General features: G+C 39.8%; 18 protein-coding genes. 12 read left to right on the top strand and 6 right to left on the bottom strand.

What is annotated here, in order from left to right; all coding sequences use genetic code 11:
- Positions 1 to 16: 16 nt before the first annotated feature.
- Positions 17 to 1,975, bottom strand: coding sequence for a DNA polymerase III subunit gamma/tau (gene dnaX / locus H3V01_RS02120; protein WP_198185856.1), 1,959 nt, complete (start codon positions 1,973 to 1,975; stop codon positions 17 to 19).
- 668 nt (positions 1,976 to 2,643) lie between these two features.
- Here dnaX and H3V01_RS02115 point away from each other — a divergent pair.
- Entirely contained in the window at positions 2,644 to 3,801 is a 1,158-nt protein-coding gene (locus tag H3V01_RS02115) for a hypothetical protein (RefSeq protein WP_198185855.1), read from the top strand.
- A gap of 349 nt (positions 3,802 to 4,150) precedes the next feature.
- Here H3V01_RS02115 and mltB read toward each other — a convergent pair whose 3' ends face one another.
- The 5 genes from mltB to rpsF all read right to left on the bottom strand — a co-directional run bounded on the left by mltB (position 4,151) and on the right by rpsF (position 6,753).
- A complete protein-coding gene (gene mltB / locus H3V01_RS02110) occupies positions 4,151 to 5,230 on the bottom strand; it encodes a lytic murein transglycosylase B (protein WP_025330418.1) in 1,080 nt (359 codons plus the stop codon).
- Between the two features lie 116 nt (positions 5,231 to 5,346).
- Entirely contained in the window at positions 5,347 to 5,802 is a 456-nt protein-coding gene (rplI, locus tag H3V01_RS02105; RefSeq protein ID WP_025330417.1) for a 50S ribosomal protein L9, read from the bottom strand.
- 15 nt (positions 5,803 to 5,817) lie between these two features.
- Positions 5,818 to 6,048 (bottom strand): 30S ribosomal protein S18, encoded by a 231-nt coding sequence (gene rpsR, locus H3V01_RS02100; RefSeq protein ID WP_025330416.1) that lies wholly within the window; start codon positions 6,046 to 6,048, stop codon positions 5,818 to 5,820.
- A gap of 5 nt (positions 6,049 to 6,053) precedes the next feature.
- The gene (priB, locus tag H3V01_RS02095) at positions 6,054 to 6,350 is read right to left on the bottom strand and encodes a primosomal replication protein N (RefSeq protein WP_037394077.1); all 297 of its coding nucleotides are present in this window, start codon (positions 6,348 to 6,350) and stop codon (positions 6,054 to 6,056) included.
- A 19-nt stretch (positions 6,351 to 6,369) separates the two neighbouring features.
- Positions 6,370 to 6,753: a 30S ribosomal protein S6 gene (gene rpsF, locus H3V01_RS02090; protein ID WP_025330414.1), complete on the bottom strand. Its 384-nt coding sequence runs from the start codon at positions 6,751 to 6,753 to the stop codon at positions 6,370 to 6,372.
- A gap of 318 nt (positions 6,754 to 7,071) precedes the next feature.
- On the opposite strand from rpsF, the gene H3V01_RS02085 reads away from it, so the two are divergent.
- From H3V01_RS02085 to H3V01_RS02035, 11 genes are all read left to right on the top strand, one after another.
- A complete protein-coding gene (locus H3V01_RS02085; RefSeq protein WP_084552963.1) occupies positions 7,072 to 8,511 on the top strand; it encodes a mechanosensitive ion channel family protein in 1,440 nt (479 codons plus the stop codon).
- Positions 8,498 to 8,941: a dihydroneopterin triphosphate diphosphatase gene (gene nudB, locus H3V01_RS02080; protein ID WP_084586539.1), complete on the top strand. Its 444-nt coding sequence runs from the start codon at positions 8,498 to 8,500 to the stop codon at positions 8,939 to 8,941. The genes H3V01_RS02085 and nudB overlap by 14 nt, the downstream gene beginning before the upstream one ends.
- Positions 8,942 to 8,963: 22 nt before the next feature.
- A complete protein-coding gene (locus tag H3V01_RS02075) occupies positions 8,964 to 9,719 on the top strand; it encodes an endonuclease/exonuclease/phosphatase family protein (protein ID WP_198185854.1) in 756 nt (251 codons plus the stop codon).
- Between the two features lie 232 nt (positions 9,720 to 9,951).
- Positions 9,952 to 10,554 (top strand): LysE/ArgO family amino acid transporter, encoded by a 603-nt coding sequence (locus H3V01_RS02070; RefSeq protein WP_198185853.1) that lies wholly within the window; start codon positions 9,952 to 9,954, stop codon positions 10,552 to 10,554.
- Between the two features lie 360 nt (positions 10,555 to 10,914).
- Complete coding sequence (gene hemB, locus H3V01_RS02065) at positions 10,915 to 11,922, top strand: porphobilinogen synthase (protein ID WP_198185852.1); 1,008 nt, start codon at positions 10,915 to 10,917, stop codon at positions 11,920 to 11,922.
- 1,021 nt (positions 11,923 to 12,943) lie between these two features.
- On the top strand, positions 12,944 to 13,834 hold the full coding sequence (cyoA, locus tag H3V01_RS02060) for a ubiquinol oxidase subunit II (protein ID WP_084547451.1): 891 nt from the start codon (positions 12,944 to 12,946) through the stop codon (positions 13,832 to 13,834).
- 19 nt (positions 13,835 to 13,853) lie between these two features.
- Positions 13,854 to 15,839: a cytochrome o ubiquinol oxidase subunit I gene (gene cyoB, locus H3V01_RS02055; protein ID WP_025330407.1), complete on the top strand. Its 1,986-nt coding sequence runs from the start codon at positions 13,854 to 13,856 to the stop codon at positions 15,837 to 15,839.
- On the top strand, positions 15,839 to 16,450 hold the full coding sequence (locus tag H3V01_RS02050; RefSeq protein ID WP_025330406.1) for a cytochrome o ubiquinol oxidase subunit III: 612 nt from the start codon (positions 15,839 to 15,841) through the stop codon (positions 16,448 to 16,450). Before cyoB ends, H3V01_RS02050 begins: the two co-directional genes overlap by 1 nt.
- The gene (gene cyoD, locus H3V01_RS02045) at positions 16,447 to 16,779 is read left to right on the top strand and encodes a cytochrome o ubiquinol oxidase subunit IV (protein WP_025330405.1); all 333 of its coding nucleotides are present in this window, start codon (positions 16,447 to 16,449) and stop codon (positions 16,777 to 16,779) included. The genes H3V01_RS02050 and cyoD overlap by 4 nt, the downstream gene beginning before the upstream one ends.
- 9 nt (positions 16,780 to 16,788) lie before the next feature.
- Positions 16,789 to 17,679, top strand: a complete 891-nt coding sequence (gene cyoE, locus H3V01_RS02040) for a heme o synthase (protein ID WP_025330404.1) — start codon at positions 16,789 to 16,791, stop codon at positions 17,677 to 17,679.
- A 95-nt stretch (positions 17,680 to 17,774) separates the two neighbouring features.
- The gene (locus tag H3V01_RS02035) at positions 17,775 to 19,160 is read left to right on the top strand and encodes an MFS transporter (protein WP_232332576.1); all 1,386 of its coding nucleotides are present in this window, start codon (positions 17,775 to 17,777) and stop codon (positions 19,158 to 19,160) included.
- Positions 19,161 to 19,179: the final 19 nt, after the last annotated feature.

Raw genomic sequence — 19,179 nt, 5'->3', positions numbered from 1 at the left:
AAACAAATAATGGCAATTATTCTTTATCCAGATGTAAACTTTCCGGTATCCATTCTGCATTAAAAGTTTCCATCAGCATCTTTACAGCGGGCTGCGCTTCTAACACTGTCTTTGCCTGCTGTTGTTGTTCTGCATGTAATCGCTGCTGACGCATTTGCGGTGTTTCCGGCATACTCTGCTCCTGCCAGCTACAGGTATGCAGATGTATCGGCCGTTGATAAACTTCTGACAACGATTCAGCCAGCCGGTTTAATAACTCACGATTGGCTGTCGGCTCACCCTGCTCAGCCAGAGCAATAGTTAAATCACCACTATTTTCATCATAAGCAACAATCGCCGTATGCTGACTGAACAACTGTACTGCACCGAGACGATGTGCCAGCAAAGTTAAAATTTCCGGCCAGTTCTCTGCCGTCAATGGCGGAAAAGCCTTTTTTACCAGAGTTAAATTCTGATCATCTCTGGGCTTTTCTGCGGATATATCCGTATTTTCATCATACTTTTCTGCCGCGTTTGCATTGACTGATTCTACAGACTCAAACACACTCACAGCCTCGCAGGATAAGTCATCAACACCTGTTTCCCAGGGTGGCGGAGGCTCATCGCTAATCGTTACAGACTGAGATTCCTGCAAAGCAGGTGAAGAATCATTTAATATCTTGCTATCAGCAGCTGTTATCGACGACGATTTTTTTTCGATTATTTCAGTTTCTAATGTTACCGGTACTTCAGTAGTTGCATCAGATGCTGTCTCTGACAGTGCTTCAGATACTGAAACTGGACTATTTTCTTCTGAAACAGTTGGTATATTATCAATCTGCTTATTGTTTACTGGCACATCATGCAACTGTGTACCGTCGATTTGTCCATGCAAACGTTGTCTATTCAGTGCAGCCAGAGGTGCAAATGCAAGCATCCGCAATAAGGTCATGACAAACCCGGCTTTCTCATCCGGAGCAAGCGGCAAATCTGCCTTACCTCGTAATACACACTGATAATATAATTGAATCTGCTCTCCTGAAAACAAACCCGCAAAACGAGTTAAAGCCGCATACTCAGGATCATCAGCGCCGACTGCCGGAACAGATTGCAGTATTGTTAATCGCTGTAATAACAGAGCCAGCTCAGTTAACGCACTATCAAATCCTACCGCGCAACTGGCCATTTCCTCCGCTTTAGCCAGTAATGCCTGACCATCCCGTACAGCCAAGGCTTCCAAAAGCGCATACAAATAACTTTTATCAACTGCACCGATCATATTTCGCACATCAGATTCAGTTACCTTTCCTGAACCAATGGCAATAGCCTGATCAAGCAGGCTGAGTGCATCACGCATTGAGCCGGCAGCAGCCCGGCCTAATAGCCATAATGCCGGATCTTCATAAGCAATGTGCTCCTGCTGTAATACATAAACCAGATGATCATGTACCTGAGTACTATTCAGATTGCGCAAGACAAATTGCAGACACCGGCTTAAAACCGTAATCGGTACTTTCTGCGGATCTGTTGTCGCCAGAATAAATTTCACATGTTCAGGCGGCTCTTCTAAAGTTTTGAGCATGGCATTAAAAGCACTTTTCGACAACATGTGCACTTCGTCGATGATATAGACTTTATACTGCCCCATCGTTGGCGCATATTGTGCGTTTTCGAGTACTTCGCGGATATTATCAATTCCTGTATTGGAAGCAGCATCAATTTCCAGCACATCAACAAAACGGCCGGCATCAATCTGGCGACAAGAATCACATTGGTTACATGGCTCACCATGTTCAGTATGCTGGCAATTCAGGCTTTTGGCCAGAATACGGGCAATGGTGGTTTTACCTACACCCCGAGTCCCTGTAAGCATATAAGCATGATGCAAACGTCCTTTATCAAGCGCATTTAACAATGCCCTGACTACATGCTCCTGTCCTACTAAATCGGCAAACTTTTTTGGTCGCCATTTTCGTGCCAATACTTGATAAGTCATAACCATCCGCAACTGCCAGCCACAGCAAAACTTAAAGGCAAAATAAATCTTGTTCAGTGCAATCTAAACAAGCACTTTATTGTAACCAAAAACCAGCATAAAAGGTTATACCAAAGCCACAAACTAGGTGAAACAATCAGATGAAACAACCTCAACTTGCTTTAACATCTGTTGTTATTACTTTAAATAGTTAAGATTGCAGAATATATATTTAATATGCTTAAATCATCAATAATAAATTAAAGTACAAATATTTTACACAAATCGCTCTTAGTAAATATAACTACGCGAAAATAAAAACAAATAAAAAGTCATTTGCTACATGAAAAATTATCTGAATACATGTAAACACGCACTTAGTCTGTATGCTTAATTATAAATCAATCTTAATTTATGAAATATATAACATTACTTGAGCAGCCTCGTTTAACAATCACATTATTCCAATATTAAATATTTTTACCCTTAATCTAAGCATTTGGATGAGTAAAAAATTACCAGAGATTTATTTATCCTTGTCAAAAGAGTTTGTAATTACAAATTAACCTACCAATAATTTGATATAAATACACAATATATCAATATTATTTGTTTTAAATAAAATAATTAATTTATATTAATAACAGGGTCAATATAATTTTAAAAAGATATTTTTAGTGAGCCTGTACATGGATCATCCTTATTATCACACTGATAGTTATGTTTTTGTATGGATATTTATACTGCCTTTTTTCTACATCGTTTTTCTTCCTACCCTGATAATTGTTTATGGAAAAATTTATAAATTTATCAAAATAGGCTTTGCCATTATTATTGCCGGATGGTTAGTTTTCAGCCTGATATTTGCTGACATCTATATTTTTTTATTTTCAATAACAGGAGCACTTTTTCCAGTTATTCTTCGCTACTGTCAATCCTTCACGGCTCATTTTCAAGGCATTAAGCAAAAATTTTATTCTGTTATTGTTTATATTGTTTTGCCATTCTTATGTACCTTTTTCTGGCCAGCCTATCTCGTCGCTCCGCCGTTAATAGAATACTGGCAAAACCGTCCAGACAGTGAATGCAAACAAAATGGCCGATTAGTGGCTTTATCAGAAGATATTAACTTACGTATTTATCCGATCTCCAAATATCCATCATTTTGGATTAGAAGTCTTGCTCCTAAGTTAGAAAATTATATTTTTAATATTGCTGAAAAGAATTTTTGCAGACAGTTTTCAGCTTCTCAACCAACTTTAATCGATTCTATTGGTAAAATAAATATTGATTTAAATACCTTATGTCAACATCCGGTTTCAAAAAAAATGGCCGGCTATTGTGAAAATCCGGCAACCAGACAAATAAAATTTGAATGGCTTGAATTCGAATTGATAAAAAAAGATAAGAATACTAAAAGTCCCTGGCAACAATTTCAACATGATCTGGATAATAAATATATTTATACTAAAGAAGAAAAAATAAATTATGAAATAGTGAATCATCACACTGAATTGATTGAAAATTTAAAATTTGATAATCAAGTACAAATGTTTAAGTTTTTTGATCACTACTATAATGTCATAACCGTTCCCAATCCCGGTTGGTTACCATCTGTAACGGAACCTCTTGTTATTAATTGCCCGACTGATTATGATTTAAAATGCTATATAACTCATGATTTTACTAATAATTGGGAAGTTTCCTACTTATACTCTTTTACAATTAATTATAAGAATAATCCTGATAATGATGATCAAAATTCTATCAATCAAAAATTAGATGCAGCTAAACTGGCCTATCAGATTATAGAAAGTGTTATCGAGGAAATGCAGGTAAATCATTAGTTTACACACTATCTAATAAACACGAATAGCTATGTTTAGATAAAATTTTAAATCGGAGTTATCGGCAATGAAAGATAAAAACTTATTTGAACACATAAACTAATATTAATAGCTTCTACTATAACTAATTTAATAATCATTAATCAGAGATTTATCCTCATTTCAATGATAAATCTGACTATGGTTTAATTGAATATCCTGCAATATTAATGTAGGTAAGAATTACACCAGATTAGTTTCATCTTTATTTAAATTTTTTAATAATTATTTTAATCAATCACTACTTACCATAGCAAGATAAAAGCCATCTGTATAACAAGATGGCTGATGATTGCAAATGAATACTCATTTATAAATTAGCATTGGCATCTGCCAGATTATTCGCAATCTGACGAACGGCTGCCACATAATGCCGGCTATGATTATATTGCCAGATAGTGTAGAAATTATTCAGACCAAACCAGTAATCATATTCGCCGGGAGATCTTTCCAGACGATATAAAATACCCTTTTCCTGATCTTTAATCTGCACAGGAATGATTACGCCTAACTGACGCAACTGACCTGCGGTGTATTTAAGCGAAGTAGGTTCATCAATGATTTGCTGTAATCGCGGTGTTGGCTGCATATTTACCGGAACGGCAATCGGCGCTCCGGACTGCCAGCCATGCTGTTTCATATAATTGGCCACTGAGGCCAGTGTATCACCGGAATTACGCCAGATATCCCGATGTCCGTCACCATCCCAGTCAACGGCAAACTGGCGAAAACTGGATGGCATGAACTGTGGCATACCCATTGCCCCGGCAAAGCTGCCCTTAAAGCTTAATGGATCCTGCTTTTCTTCATAAGCCAGTTGCAAAAATTCAGATAGCTCACGCTGAAAATATTCAGCCCGCCGTGGATAGTGATAGCCCAATGTTGTCAGTGCATCAGCAACCCGATATGAGCCCATAGTATTGCCGTAATTGGTTTCAATCCCAACAATCGCCACCAGCAGTTGCGGCGCTACTCCATAACGTTTTGATACTGCCTGAATTATTCCGGTGTTATTTTTCCAGAAGATATTTCCGGTATTAATACGAACATTATTGGCATTATTCTGTACAAATGTATACCACGGTAAGGATGTTCCCGGTTTATCCATACCACGAACAATACTTGGCCGGTAGCTTACCTGTCGGAAAAAATTTTCCAATTGAGCCCTGCTATATTGTCCCCGCTTAACTTCAAAATCAATAAAACGATTTACATCATTACGTTTCAGTAAATCTATTCCACTGTCCGTCAAAGCAAACACTTTATTATCAGCTGGTGACGATACACTGGTTGTAGCAGTAGGCTGAAGTGGTTTTTCCTGAATTGGATGGGTACTTTGACAAGCAGACAGAAACAAAGCTGCACTTATCATCCTGACTAATTTCATTATTATGGTTCCTAGCATATGCTTCATGCACAGTTTAAACTAATTTTACCATCAATAACAAAAAAGCTGTCCGGATTAACCCGAACAGCTTACGCTTTCCTGATGTGTGTCAGTTATATTTATTCTGCAGCAGCTACAACAGTTACTGTGATAGCAGCAACAGCATCACTGTGCAGAGCTACTTCGATTTCATATTCACCAATGGCTTTCAAAGGACCATTAGGCAAACGCACATTAGCTTTAACTACTTCAACACCAATAGCAGTTTTAATAGCTTCTGCAATATCATGAGTCGTTACAGAACCAAACAGACGACCATCAACACCAGCTTTTTGCGCTACACTGATGTTCTGACCATCCAGTTTCAGTTTACGTGCTTCAGCATCAGCAAGAACAGCAGCCTGATGTGCTTCATATTCAGCACGTTTTTCTTCAAATGCAGCCAGATTGGCAGCATTAGCACGCTGAGCCTTACCCTGAGGAATCAAAAAGTTACGGGCATAGCCATTTTTTACATTAACCAGATCACCCAGATTGCCCAGGCCACCGACTTTTTCTAACAAAATAATCTGCATAATAACTCTTCCTTATTATTTATGTTGATCGGTGTAAGGCAGCAAAGCCAGAAAACGGGCACGTTTTACCGCTGTAGACAGCTGACGCTGGTAATGTGCTTTGGTTCCGGTAATGCGTGCCGGAATGATTTTACCATTTTCAGTAATAAAATCTTTTAACAAATCAACTGCTTTATAGTCTACTTGTTTGATACCTTCCGCAGTAAAGCGGCAAAATTTTCTACGTTTGAATGATTGACGAGCCATGTCGTTTAACCTTTATATTCACGAATTTGTTGGATATGCAGTACCGGACGGGAGTGGTATATACCTTTCTGGCTGAGAAATCCGCTGACTTCGACCATATTTCCCGGCTGATACGACCAGTTTTCAGCCAAATTGCCCAGTGCTTTCGCCTGAATTTCCACTTTTGCCAGATACTGCTGCTGCAGTTCCGTTTGCCATGACTCATGGGTAAGCCACATGGTCAGAACCGGCAAACCGGCTGGCGTATAGCGTAAATTGTCCAGACTTTTAATCTGTGCACACAGGCATATTTGATTCAGCAAACCGGCCTCAGTAAATTAATCAGGCTTCAGCTGCTTCTTCTGAAGCAGTTTCAGTGCTGTTACCGGCTAACAGATTTTTAGACTTCTCGTCTTTCATCATTGGAGAAGCTTCAGTTACTGCTGCGTCCATTTTTACAGTCAGATGACGCAATACAGCATCATTAAAGCGGAATGCTGTTTCAATTTCGTCAATCACTTCAGGTGTGGTTTCAATATTCATTAACACGTAGTGTGCTTTATGAATTTTATTGATCGGGTAAGCCAGCTGACGGCGGCCCCAGTCTTCTAGACGGTGAATTTTACCGTTAGCTTCGGTAATCATGGTTTTGTAACGTTCAACCATAGCACCGACCTGTTCGCTTTGATCCGGATGGACAATGAACACGATTTCATAATGACGCATGAGTACTCCTTGTGGCTAATCGATCCCTTTACCATGCGAAAGTGCAAAGGGCAAGGTTGGAAAACCGATTATTATAAGCATCTTTGTATTCAGAATCAAATAATAAGTTGCCTGCTTAAGCTGATTTATTAAAATCACAACAAAAATATGTTTTTATGAACAATTTTAAATAAACCATCATTCTTAGAAGTATTATTCACCACTATCATATGCACAGCTTAGTTATCTATATTTGATAATTTTAATAACGACAGTTTACAGAAACCTATTAAAACGCCTACTATTAGGTCAATTTTAAAATTTTTTCTTTGCCCTACCATGAATAACTACTTTGACTCCATGTTTGCCCGCAAAGAATTTCTGGCACGCCTGATAGTACATAGTTTAAAAACCACTACCGGCTGGCTGGAACTGGCCTGTGCAGTGGTGATTATGATTGGTACTTATTGGCTCAGCCTGCAAATGCTGTCGGCCATATCCAAACGTACTGAAAACCAGAACAACATTAAATTTCCGTTTCTGTACCACCTGTTTACACGCCTGCTATGGCCTGTATTGCTATTTATCTGCACTATTATCGCAATGATTATCTGGAGGGCCAGTACAGGCGAATCAGTATTATGGCTGCAAATAACCACATTTACCGCGCGCTGGTTACTGATGATTCGCATCATTATGGCCGTATTGCACAACGCAATCCCGAATAACCGTTTTAATGAGCATTATGAGCGCTCACTATCCACATTCCTATGGGTATGTTTTATTCTATGGCTCACCAGTCTGGATACCTTTATTGTCCGCCTGCTCAAGTCACTGGCTCTGCCCATAGGCTCAACCAGTCTGAGCCTGTATACCGTCATTACCGGCAGTATTATTGTCGGGATTGCCATCATTATTGCCATGTGGCTGTCCCGATTTACCGAAAGACGCATTCTTAAAGCAGAAAAACTCGACGTCAATCTGCGTTATGTACTGGTAAAAATTGTCAAAACATTACTGGTTGTAGTTGCCGTACTGATTGCCCTGCCAATGGTAGGAATTAACTTAACTATTCTCTCTGTTTTTGGTGGTGCTCTGGGTGTTGGTCTTGGCTTGGGCTTACAGAAAATTGCCAGCAACTATGTATCCGGTTTTATCATTCTGGCAGACCATTCCGTGCGTCCTGGTGACAGACTGAATATTAATAATTTCACCGGCTATGTAACCAAGATAACTGCCCGCTTTGTAGTACTACGCAGCAGTGACGGCTCAGAAGCCCTGATTCCGAATGATACTTTTGTTTCCAATACAGTTATCAATGACTCTTATTCCAGTAAAATCATGTCCAACAACCTGACCTTACAGGTAGCCTACAATACTGATCTGCCTCAGGCTCTGGAAATACTAAAAGAGGCAGCAGCCAAACAGGCAAGAGTATGCGATGATCCTAAACCAAACAGTTATGTTACCGGCTTTGCTGATTCCGGCATTAATCTGTATGTTAATTACTGGATTCGTGATCCGGAAAATGGTTTTCTAAGTATCAATTCTGCAATTTTGCTGGAAATCTGGAATCGTTTTAAAGAAGTTGGTATAGAATTTCCATTTCCGCAACAGGAAATACGTATTCTCAATGATAAAGCAGATCCGATTGCCTGCGATACCATAACCAGTTCAGTAAAAACAGAAACTGCTTCAGCTTATCCGGAGCCTTTACCCACAGCATTAAGCGTTTCATCTTATCGCTCAGCTCATCAACAGCATCATGATCAGCAATAAACCATATAAACAACCTGTATCTGTACTGGTTGTTATTTATAATAACAACCGGCAGATACTGCTACTGGAACGCGCAGATAAGCCGGGTTTCTGGCAATCTGTAACCGGCAGTCTGGAACCGGGAGAAACAATTGAGCAGACTGCAAAACGAGAACTGGCAGAAGAAACCGGCATTTACAGCAATGATATTCTTAACTGGCAGCAATCCAGTATCTACGAAATTTATCCGCACTGGCGTCATCGCTATGCTCCCGGAGTTACTCATAATACCGAGCATATTTTTTCCCTGTGTATTACAGCAGAAACTCCTATTCTTCTGTCACCACGCGAACATTTAGACTATATATGGTGTTCGCCTGAACAGGCTGCGGAAAAAGTATTTTCGCCATCAAACCGTTCAGCAATACTGGAACTAACCCAACACTGGTAATTTAAAATCACCGGCCATTTTCATGAATAAAATTACTATTGCCTCCTATAACATACATAAAGGCATGTCAGCACTTAATAAAAAAGTACAGCTTCCTCAAATGGCGGCAGCACTGCATCAGCTGGCACCAGACATACTGTTTTTACAGGAAGTACAAGGAATCAATAGTAAACGGGCAGAAAATATGCCGGATTTTCCCAAAAAACCCCATTACCAGGTACTCGGCGAACAACTAGCCTATAATGTCAGTTATGGTCGCAATGCTCGTTATAAATTTCGTGATCATGGTAATGCTATTTTAAGTCAGCTACCGATCGTAACCTGCCATAATCTGGACATCAGTGTTAACAGTTTTGAGCAGCGCGGACTGCTACATTGTGAAATTCAGCCCCCGCACTGGACACGACCATTGGTATGCCTGTGTGCCCATTTAAACTTACGTGAACCAGACCGAATAAAACAGTATCAGACTATTTATGACTATATCCAAAGTGAAATAGATCCGGCCAATCCATTAATTTTAGCCGGTGATTTCAACGACTGGCGCCAGCGTTCCCACAATACTTTAGGCTTAAAATTAAATTTGCATGATGCATTTTATGCTTATCGCCATGCGCCGAAAACTTTTCCAGCCCGCCTGCCTATTTTAAGTCTCGACAGAATCTTTACCCGCCATCTGGAAATACATGAAGCAAAACCATTAACAGGTCTGCCATGGCAAAAACTTTCCGACCATCTGCCTTTGTACGCAGTTGTCAGCCCTCTGAATAAAACTTAATAACCTGTTTTCAAATGAATCTAAATCATTATTCCTAAGCTGGATTTCATCTAAGCTATTTTTATCCAGACATTTTCCGAATAATTTTAAAAACCGTCGTATCTATTGAATTAATAAAGCTTTCAGCAGAATTATTAATAAAATAAACTTGTTATAAATATACTTTAATATAACAAGTAATAGAAATTGCGTTAATTATTTTACATTTCAATAGGTTAATAGGTTAAATTCAATGTTTGCTTTACTATCAGGACTAGGCCTTGGCTTTTCATTAATTATAGCCATTGGTGCCCAAAATGCATTTGTTTTAAAGCAAGGTTTAAAGCAGCAATATATTTTCTGGGTATGCCTGATCTGCTCAGTATCAGATACTATTCTGATTTATTTAGGGGTAACCGGATTTGCTAAAGTACTTAACCGCTATCCGGAAATCATTATTTATGCTAAATATTTTGGTGCTACTTTTTTATTTATTTATGGCATACGAAGTTTTTATTCTGCATTGAATCAAAATTCAGCGCTGAAACCAAGCCTGATTGATAAAAGTTCCTTAATGAAAGTTATAGGAGTATGTCTGGCTTTTACATGGTTAAATCCACATGTGTATCTGGATACAGTGATTTTAGTTGGTTCGATATCGGTATCATTCAAAGATAATCTTCATTTATTTACACTTGGAGTTATGCTTGCCTCATGGCTGTTCTTTTTTTCATTAGGCTATGGTACAAAATTTTTATCTCCTTTATTTAATCAAAATCTTTCATGGAAGATATTAGACTTAGTTATAGGCGTTATTATGTGGAGTATAAGTTTTAGCCTGATTTTCACTAAATAATCGCATTGAACGCTAAATTCATTGAAAATCAATTTTTTTAACAGCAAAAAAATTATTCTATTAATTAACTCAGTCTGACTTTATTTGAGACATTTACTGCTTATCAATTTTAAGTAAATACCAACACAAGAAATGTTAAAAGCAATTATGCTTTTTCCTAATTATATCTTTAAAATACAATTTTAATTACAAACCAAACTTTAATAGTTTTTATTAATAATCATTACTAAATTATGTCATTAGAAGTCCTGCCTGAAAGGGTTTAGAATAACAATCCGAATTTCACTAAGCTTTACAGGCCGTGATTTTAGCCAGCTTATAGGTGGCTGGCTGTAATTATTAAAAATCAGGATTATTATTATGAACTTTCCTCCTCGAATTATGCCCAATACACGTATGCGGCGTATGCGACATGATGATTTTTCACGGCGTATGATGCGTGAAACGATACTGACAGCCAATGATTTTATTTTGCCGGTATTTGTACATGAACAAACTGGTCGTATGCCTGTTGACAGCATGCCTGGTGTAGAACGTTTATCTATTGATGAATTATTAAAAGTTGCGGAACAGGCTTTAAAACTGGGTGTACCGGTTCTGGATTTATTTGGTGTTCCCAATCCTGATAGCAAAACTGCTGACGGACGGGCGGCATGGGATGAAAACGGTATTATTCAGCGTGCTATCCGTGCTCTGAAATCCCGTTTTCCTGAGCTGGGTGTAATGGCTGATCAGGCTCTTGATCCTTATACAACCCACGGGCAAGATGGCCTGCCGGATAAAAATGGGTATATTAAAAATGATGAAACGATAGAAGCACTTATCAAACAATCACTTTCACACTCCGCAGCCGGTGCGGATATTCTTTCTCCAAGCGATATGATGGATGGACGTATCGGAGCTATCCGCGAAGCACTGGAAGAAAATGGTTTTATTCATACTCGGATTATGTCTTATGCTGCCAAATATGCTTCAGCTTTTTACGGTCCGTTTCGCAGTGCTGTAGGCAGTGCCGGTAATCTGGGCAAAGGTAATAAATATACTTATCAGATGGATCCTGCTAACAGCAATGAAGCGCTACATGAAGTAGCACTTGATATAGCTGAAGGAGCCGATATGGTAATGATTAAACCGGGTATGCCTTATTTGGATGTAATCAGACGGGTTAAAGTTGAATTTGGTGTTCCTACATACGCCTATCAGGTATCTGGTGAGTACGCTATGCTGCAGGCGGCCATCAGTAATGGCTGGCTCGAAGCTGATAAAGTAATCTTAGAAAGCCTGCTTGCATTCAAACGAGCCGGAGCAGACGGTATTCTGACCTATTTTGCACTGGAAGCAGCACAGCAATTACAACAAAATAGCTAGAATAAAAAGATATATAGCCATCAGGAATGCATCAGTTTGCAAACAACCCAGCCGGTATGAAAGCAAACTGATGCATTTATATATTTATATTTGAATGCATGCTGATTTATTTTGAATTTGATCACTGATTCTTCTATACCATCATACAAATATCATTAACAATATAGATAATCAGATAGTTAAAACACTTAATGATTATTTTGAGAAATTACAATAAATATGAATTCAATACAGAAAATATGCAAAATGGTATGAAAATTGCTAAACATTTACTCAAATGTTAACAAGTAAGGAAAATAAGCATAAAAACAATAAAGATAATAATTATCTAATTTGAATTAGATTGTTTACTTTAGTTATATTATTTAAACCATGTTGCAAAAAGAAATCAATCAATATTTTATTTCAGTCGATACCTTTACAACACCCGAATATTTGTTTATTTCAAAACGAGTTCATAAAAAACCATATAATACAAAATTTTAAATACAACAATTAGACGATCTGGCTTTTAATTATTGTTGAAATTATTTTAAAAAAATTATTTTTTAAAATAATTCACACAAAATTGATACAGATTAACCTTTTTATAATCTTAACATTTATCTTCTTTTTTTTCAGAAAAAAAGCTTGCTGTTTTTTTCTTAAAACATACACCCTATATTTATCTATATAAATCAGCATTTTATATTTAATAAAAATTTAAGTTTATTCATGATAAATTTAAATATTAAACTAATTTTCAAGATGACATTTATGTGTTAATAAACGGATTTTATCGGAAATCAAAGCAGTATTCTTATCTTCACGACAAAGAAATATAAAGTAATTTTTTTAATATACATATTTGTTTTATATAATAAATAATAAAAAATATTTTAAAAATTTTTTATTTATTCCGCTATGTTTTTTAATAATGTGTTGAATACTGCAATATACAGTTCAGCTACATTGTCTTAAAATAGTAGCACCCGTTTTTTACAAACGTTAATCGTGTTTCCCGTAATGTTGAGGTCGTTACATGAAATTAAGTAAGCTCTCAGGGATAGTATTGACGATGCTGATCGGTTCGCTTTTTTTAAGCGGCTGTGATGCAGCTCTACTAAACCCTAAAGGCCATATAGGTCAGGAAGAACGCACACTGATACTGACAGCCTTAGGCTTGATGTTGATAGTCGTAATTCCGGTGATTATCATGGCAGTTTTATTCTCTCTGAAATACAGAGAGGGTAGTAATGCCAAATATTCACCGAAATGGGCGCATTCCAACAAACTCGAAGCCGTAGTTTGGGGTATTCCTATCCTGATTATTCTCATTCTGGGAACAATCACATGGAAAACCACTCACTCTCTGGATCCCTATCGTCCGCTGGAAAGTGATAAAAAACCGGTGGTAATCGAAGTAATTTCATTAGACTGGAAATGGCTGTTTATTTATCCTGAACAGGGTATTGCCACTGTTAATGAAATTGCTTTTCCGAAAGATACCCCGGTGGAATTCAGAATCACTTCCAATACAGTGATGAATTCATTCTTTATTCCGCAGCTGGGTAGCCAGATTTATGCTATGGCTGGTATGCAAACCAAATTACATCTGGTTGCTGATACAGCAGGTGAATACAAAGGTATTTCATCCAGCTACAGCGGTGCCGGTTTCTCTGGCATGAAATTTACTGCCATTGCGACACCGGATGAAGCCAGCTTCAATCAGTGGGTGGATAAGGTGAAACAGTCGCCCAATACACTTAATGACATGGCTTCATTCAACAAACTGGCTGCGCCTAGTCAATTCCATAAAGTGGAATATTTCTCCAGCGCAAATCCGAGTTTGTACGGCAACGTGATTGCTAAATTTGCCAATCACAATATGCCTGCTGCTCTACAGGCCAGTGCAGCCAGCAGTGCTGAGTAAGCTTGCGAGGAAATAAACAATGTTCGGAAAATTATCTTTAGATGCGATACCGTTCCATGAACCGATTGTCATGGTAACGATTACAGCTATCATCGTCATTGGTCTGGCGCTGGTAGGTGCAATTACGTATTTTCATAAATGGGGCTATCTGTGGAAAGAATGGTTTACTACAGTTGACCACAAACGCATCGGTATCATGTATATCATTGTCGCTATTGTGATGCTGGTTCGTGGTTTTGCCGATGCAGTGATGATGCGTAGTCAGCAGGTTTTAGCTTCATCAGGTACCAGTGACGGCTTTTTGCCACCACATCACTACGATCAGATTTTCACCGCTCACGGTGTAATCATGATTTTCTTTGTTGCCATGCCTTTTGTAATCGGCCTGATGAACTTTGTCATCCCGCTGCAACTGGGTGCGCGCGATGTGGCCTACCCATTCCTGAATAATCTGGGTTTCTGGTTTACTGCTGTAAGTGTGGTACTGGTTAACTTATCACTGGGAATCGGTGAATTTGCACAAACCGGCTGGTTGTCCTATCCGCCGCTGTCTGGTCTGGAATTCAGTCCGGGGGTAGGTGTTGATTACTGGATATGGAGTTTGCAGATATCAGGTATCGGGACAACGGTTAGTGCTGTTAACTTTATTGCTACTATCCTGAAAATGCGTGCACCGGGCATGACTATGATGAAAATGCCTATTTTCTGCTGGGCATCTTTCTGTAGCAATATTCTGATTCTGACTTCCTTCCCTATCCTGACAGCCTCTGTTGCCATGCTGACATTAGACCGTTACCTCGGCACCCACTTCTTTACTAATGAACTGGGCGGTAACATGATGATGTACATCAACCTGATCTGGGCATGGGGTCATCCGGAAGTATATATTCTGATACTGCCAATCTTTGGTGTGTATTCAGAAGTTACAGCTACATTCTCACGCAAGACCATGTTTGGCTATACTTCAATGGTATGGGCAACTGTGTGTATCACCATATTGTCTTTTATCGTATGGCTGCACCACTTCTTTACCATGGGTTCAGGTGCCAATGTCAACGCATTCTTCGGTATCGCAACCATGATTATTTCTATCCCGACCGGGGTAAAAATCTTCAACTGGCTGTTTACTATGTATGAAGGTCGTATTTCCTTCCATGTACCGATGCTGTGGACTGTAGGCTTTATCATTACATTCTCTGTAGGTGGTATGACCGGTGTACTGCTTGCTGTGCCGGGTGCGGACTTTGTACTGCATGGCAGTCTGTTCTTAGTCGCTCACTTCCATAACACCATTATCGGTGGTGTAGTGTTTGGATTGTTTGCAGCGCTTAACTACTGGTTCCCGAAAGCATTCGGCTTTAAGCTGGATGAAAAATGGGGCAAACGGGCTTTCTGGTGCTGGTTTATCGGCTTCTTTGTAGCATTCATGCCTTTATATGCACTGGGCTTCATGGGTATGACCCGCCGTCTGAGTCAGCACATTGATCCGGCTTACCATAATTTGCTGTGCGTTGCTGCCAGTGGTGCTGCCATTATCGCTCTGGGTGTAGTATGCATGGTGATTCAAGTTGTAGTTTCCTGCCTGCATCGTAAGGAAAACCTTGATGTTACGGGTGATCCGTGGGATGGTCGTACTCTGGAATGGTCTACTTCTTCCCCTGTACCTTTCTATAATTTCGCTGTGCAGCCACAGGTTGAAAGCCGTGATGCATTCTGGGATGAGAAAGAAAAAGGTATTGCTTACAAGAAACCAGCCAAATATGAAGAAATTCATATGCCGAAAAATACTGCTGCCGGTCTGGTGATTGCAGTGTTCTCAATGATTTGCGGCTTTGCCCTGATCTGGCATATCTGGTGGATGGCTATCGTTGGCTTTGCCGGCATGATTATCAGCATTATTGTCAAGAGCTTTGACACGGATGTGGATTACTACGTTCCGGTTGCTGAAATCGAAGCTATTGAAAGCAAACGTTTTAATGAATTAACTAAAGCAGGACTGAAATAATGTCAACTGAAACCTTGATTCACGGTAGTGCGCATGAGCACGCTCACCACGACAACGGTTCACTGAAGGTATTCGGGTTCTGGATTTACCTGATGAGTGACTTGATTTTGTTCTCCTGTCTGTTTGCCACCTATATCGTGCTCCTGCCGGGCACAGCAGGTGGTCCAAGCGGCAAAGACATTTTCGAGCTGCCTTTTGTGCTGGTAGAAACTTTTGCTCTTTTATTGAGTTCCATTACTTACGGCTTTGCCGTGCTGGCAATGAATCGCAATAATCAGAGTCAGGTTTTATTATGGCTGGTGATTACTTTTGTATTCGGTGCATGCTTCATCGGGATGGAACTGTATGAATTTCATCACCTGATTACAAGTGGTATGGGTCCTGACCGCAGTGGTTATCTTTCTGGCTTTTTTGCTCTGGTCGGCACCCACGGTCTGCACGTTACTGCCGGTTTAATCTGGATGGCTGTAATGATGATTCAGGTAGCTTCACGCGGTCTTACCAGTGTTAACCGTATGCGCATCAACTGCCTGAGCCTGTTCTGGCACTTTCTGGACATCGTGTGGATTTGCGTGTTCTCAATTGTATATCTGATGGGGGTAGCGTTATGAGTCAGTCAAACCATCAAGACCATATCCCACAACATGGCAGTGCTAAAAACTACATTATCGGGTTTATCCTGTCTGTAGTTTTAACTCTGATTCCATTTATGATGGTAATGAATCAGTCTGCTGACAAACAGACTTTGTTTGCTGTGATTGTCATTACTGCCGTTTTGCAGCTTATTGTTCAGCTGGTATGCTTTTTACATCTGGGCAGTAACCCTGAAGAACGCTGGAATCTGATTTCATTTATCTTCACTGCTATTGTGATTGTATTGCTGGTAGGTCTTTCCATCTGGATTATGTGGAGCCTCAACGCAAACATGGTGTTAGGTTAAAGGCAGTTCATGATTAAGCCATACCTGCAAGTAACAAAACCAGGTATTATCGTCGGCAACCTGATTTCGGTTGTCGGCGGGTTTTTGCTGGCGTCAAAAGGCAGCATAAACGGCTACCTGCTAATCCTTACCCTGCTGGGCGTGTCTTTGGTAGTAGCCTCCGGCTGTGCGTTTAATAATCTGATTGACCGTGATATTGATCCGAAAATGGAGCGTACTAAGAATCGTGTGCTTGTGCGGGGCTTAGCATCTGCCCGTGTAACATTTGCACTGGCCACGATACTGGGTATTGCCGGATTTATTGTGCTTTATTTTGGCGCAAATCCCTTAGCCATGTGGTTATCTGTAATGGGCTTTGTGGTTTATGTAGGGATTTACAGTCTCTATATGAAACGGCATTCAGTTTACGGAACTTTAATTGGCAGTCTGTCGGGTGCCGCACCTCCAGTAATCGGTTATTGCGCTGTAAGCAATAATTTTGATGCTGGTGCACTTATTCTGCTAGCGATTTTCAGTCTCTGGCAGATGCCGCATTCCTATGCAATTGCGATTTACCGCTTTAAGGATTATCAGGCGGCTAATATTCCGGTTTTACCGGTAGTAAAAGGCATTGCTGTAGCAAAACACCATATCACGTTTTATATTATTGCCTTTATGTTTGCAACATTGATGCTGTCAATAGGCGGCTACGCCGGCTACAAATATCTGGTCGTTGCTGCGGCTGTAAGCGTGTGGTGGCTGTGTATGGCATTATCTGGCTATAAAGCACAGAATAATGATCGTATATGGGCGCGCAAACTGTTTGTGTTTTCGATTATTGCTATCACTACCTTAAGCATAATGATGTCGGTAGATTTTATGACTCCGGCCTCACAAACTGTATTAAGCTTTGCTGGCTGATACCGTGACATAAATATATAACAATACGCAAACCAACCCAACCTGCCTTTGTTTCTTTTACAATAGGCAGGTTTTTCTTTTAAGCAGTATTAAACATGAATTCCAAGAACAACACCGATACACACATGAATCTTGCCGAAAGGCGTGCAACTTGGGGGTTAGGGGCAGTTTTTTCGCTACGCATGCTGGGCATGTTTATGGTTCTTCCTGTTCTGACTACTTACGGTATGAAATTAGAGGGAGCAAGTGAAAGCCTGATCGGAGTGGCAATCGGAATTTATGGTCTGATGCAGGCTATATTGCAAATTCCTTTTGGTTTGTGGTCTGACCGTTTCGGGCGTAAACCTTTAATTGTAGGCGGCTTGCTGATTTTCACTCTGGGCAGCATTATTGCTGCTTTAACATCCTCTATCTGGGGAATCATACTGGGACGTGCATTACAAGGCAGTGGTGCTATCGCAGCAGCTGTAATGGCATTATTATCTGACCTGACGCGCGAACAAAACCGCACCAAAGCCATGGCTTTTATTGGTATTAGCTTTGGTATCACTTTTGCAATTGCCATGGTCTGCGGCCCTATCATTACACATGCAATAGGTTTACACGGATTATTCTGGGTTATTGCGATACTGGCACTGGCTGCTATCGGCCTGACATTGTTTTTTGTACCCGACAGTACTGTTCATGTACTTAACCGTGAATCAGGCATTGTACGCGGCAGTTTTGGTACTGTACTGCGCAACCCTGCCCTGTTTAAGCTGAACATCGGTATTTTCTGCATGCATTTTCTGCTTATGTCGACTTTTGTTGCACTGCCTATACAACTAGAACAGGCAGGCTTTCCGGCAGCCAGACATTGGCAGATTTATTTATACACGATGCTGATTGCTTTCATTACTGTTCTGCCACCAATTATTTACGCTGAAAGCAAACGGCAAATGAAGCAAGTGTTTATCTTGTGTGTTGCCGGACTGTTGATTGCTGAAAGTGTATTATGGCTGGCTAATATTTCTTTCTGGCCGCTTGTCACAGGTGTTTTATTATTCTTTATTGCTTTTAATCTGATGGAAGCACTCTTGCCTTCATGGGTAAGTAAAGAAGCACCGGCTGGTTATAAAGGCACTGCAATGGGCATCTATGCAACCGGACAGTTTCTGGGCGTAGCCTGCGGAGGAACAATCGGAGGCTGGCTGGCTGCACATACCGGTGCACATAGTGTTTTTATCTTCGGCACAGGATTAACTTTTATCTGGCTTCTACTGAGCCTGACAATGCACGAACCACCCTATTTGGCCAGTCTGCGCATTATCCTGAAACAGGGTCGTGTTTTACCTGACAATGCCCGAGAACAATTACTTGAACAGGCTGGTGTACATCAGGTACTAATTATTCCTGAAGAACACAGTATATATATCAAAATAGACAGCAAAATTACTAACCGTGAACAACTGGAAGTATTCATCGATACTATAAGTAATTAAACCAAAACAGGCGCAAACC

The sequence above is a fragment of the Snodgrassella sp. M0351 genome, assembly GCF_016100575.1.
Classification (GTDB): domain Bacteria; phylum Pseudomonadota; class Gammaproteobacteria; order Burkholderiales; family Neisseriaceae; genus Snodgrassella; species Snodgrassella alvi.
The sequence above is the reverse complement of the archived record's forward strand: the minus strand, read 5'-3'. Positions and strand labels throughout refer to the sequence as shown.

Bases quoted from the DNA above. Each gene is read 5' to 3' on its own strand.
- rpsR (WP_025330416.1), bottom strand. From the start codon at position 6,048: ATGGCTCGTCAATCATTCAAACGTAGAAAATTTTGCCGCTTTACTGCG.
- dnaX (WP_198185856.1), bottom strand. From the start codon at position 1,975: ATGACTTATCAAGTATTGGCACGAAAATGGCGACCAAAAAAGTTTGCC.
- cyoB (WP_025330407.1), top strand. From the start codon at position 13,854: ATGTTCGGAAAATTATCTTTAGATGCGATACCGTTCCATGAACCGATT.
- hemB (WP_198185852.1), top strand. From the start codon at position 10,915: ATGAACTTTCCTCCTCGAATTATGCCCAATACACGTATGCGGCGTATG.
- H3V01_RS02070 (WP_198185853.1), top strand. From the start codon at position 9,952: ATGTTTGCTTTACTATCAGGACTAGGCCTTGGCTTTTCATTAATTATA.
- H3V01_RS02075 (WP_198185854.1), top strand. From the start codon at position 8,964: ATGAATAAAATTACTATTGCCTCCTATAACATACATAAAGGCATGTCA.
- cyoD (WP_025330405.1), top strand. From the start codon at position 16,447: ATGAGTCAGTCAAACCATCAAGACCATATCCCACAACATGGCAGTGCT.
- nudB (WP_084586539.1), top strand. From the start codon at position 8,498: ATGATCAGCAATAAACCATATAAACAACCTGTATCTGTACTGGTTGTT.
- H3V01_RS02050 (WP_025330406.1), top strand. From the start codon at position 15,839: ATGTCAACTGAAACCTTGATTCACGGTAGTGCGCATGAGCACGCTCAC.
- rplI (WP_025330417.1), bottom strand. From the start codon at position 5,802: ATGCAGATTATTTTGTTAGAAAAAGTCGGTGGCCTGGGCAATCTGGGT.
- H3V01_RS02085 (WP_084552963.1), top strand. From the start codon at position 7,072: ATGAATAACTACTTTGACTCCATGTTTGCCCGCAAAGAATTTCTGGCA.
- H3V01_RS02035 (WP_232332576.1), top strand. From the start codon at position 17,775: ATGAATTCCAAGAACAACACCGATACACACATGAATCTTGCCGAAAGG.
- H3V01_RS02115 (WP_198185855.1), top strand. From the start codon at position 2,644: ATGGATCATCCTTATTATCACACTGATAGTTATGTTTTTGTATGGATA.
- cyoE (WP_025330404.1), top strand. From the start codon at position 16,789: ATGATTAAGCCATACCTGCAAGTAACAAAACCAGGTATTATCGTCGGC.
- rpsF (WP_025330414.1), bottom strand. From the start codon at position 6,753: ATGCGTCATTATGAAATCGTGTTCATTGTCCATCCGGATCAAAGCGAA.
- cyoA (WP_084547451.1), top strand. From the start codon at position 12,944: ATGAAATTAAGTAAGCTCTCAGGGATAGTATTGACGATGCTGATCGGT.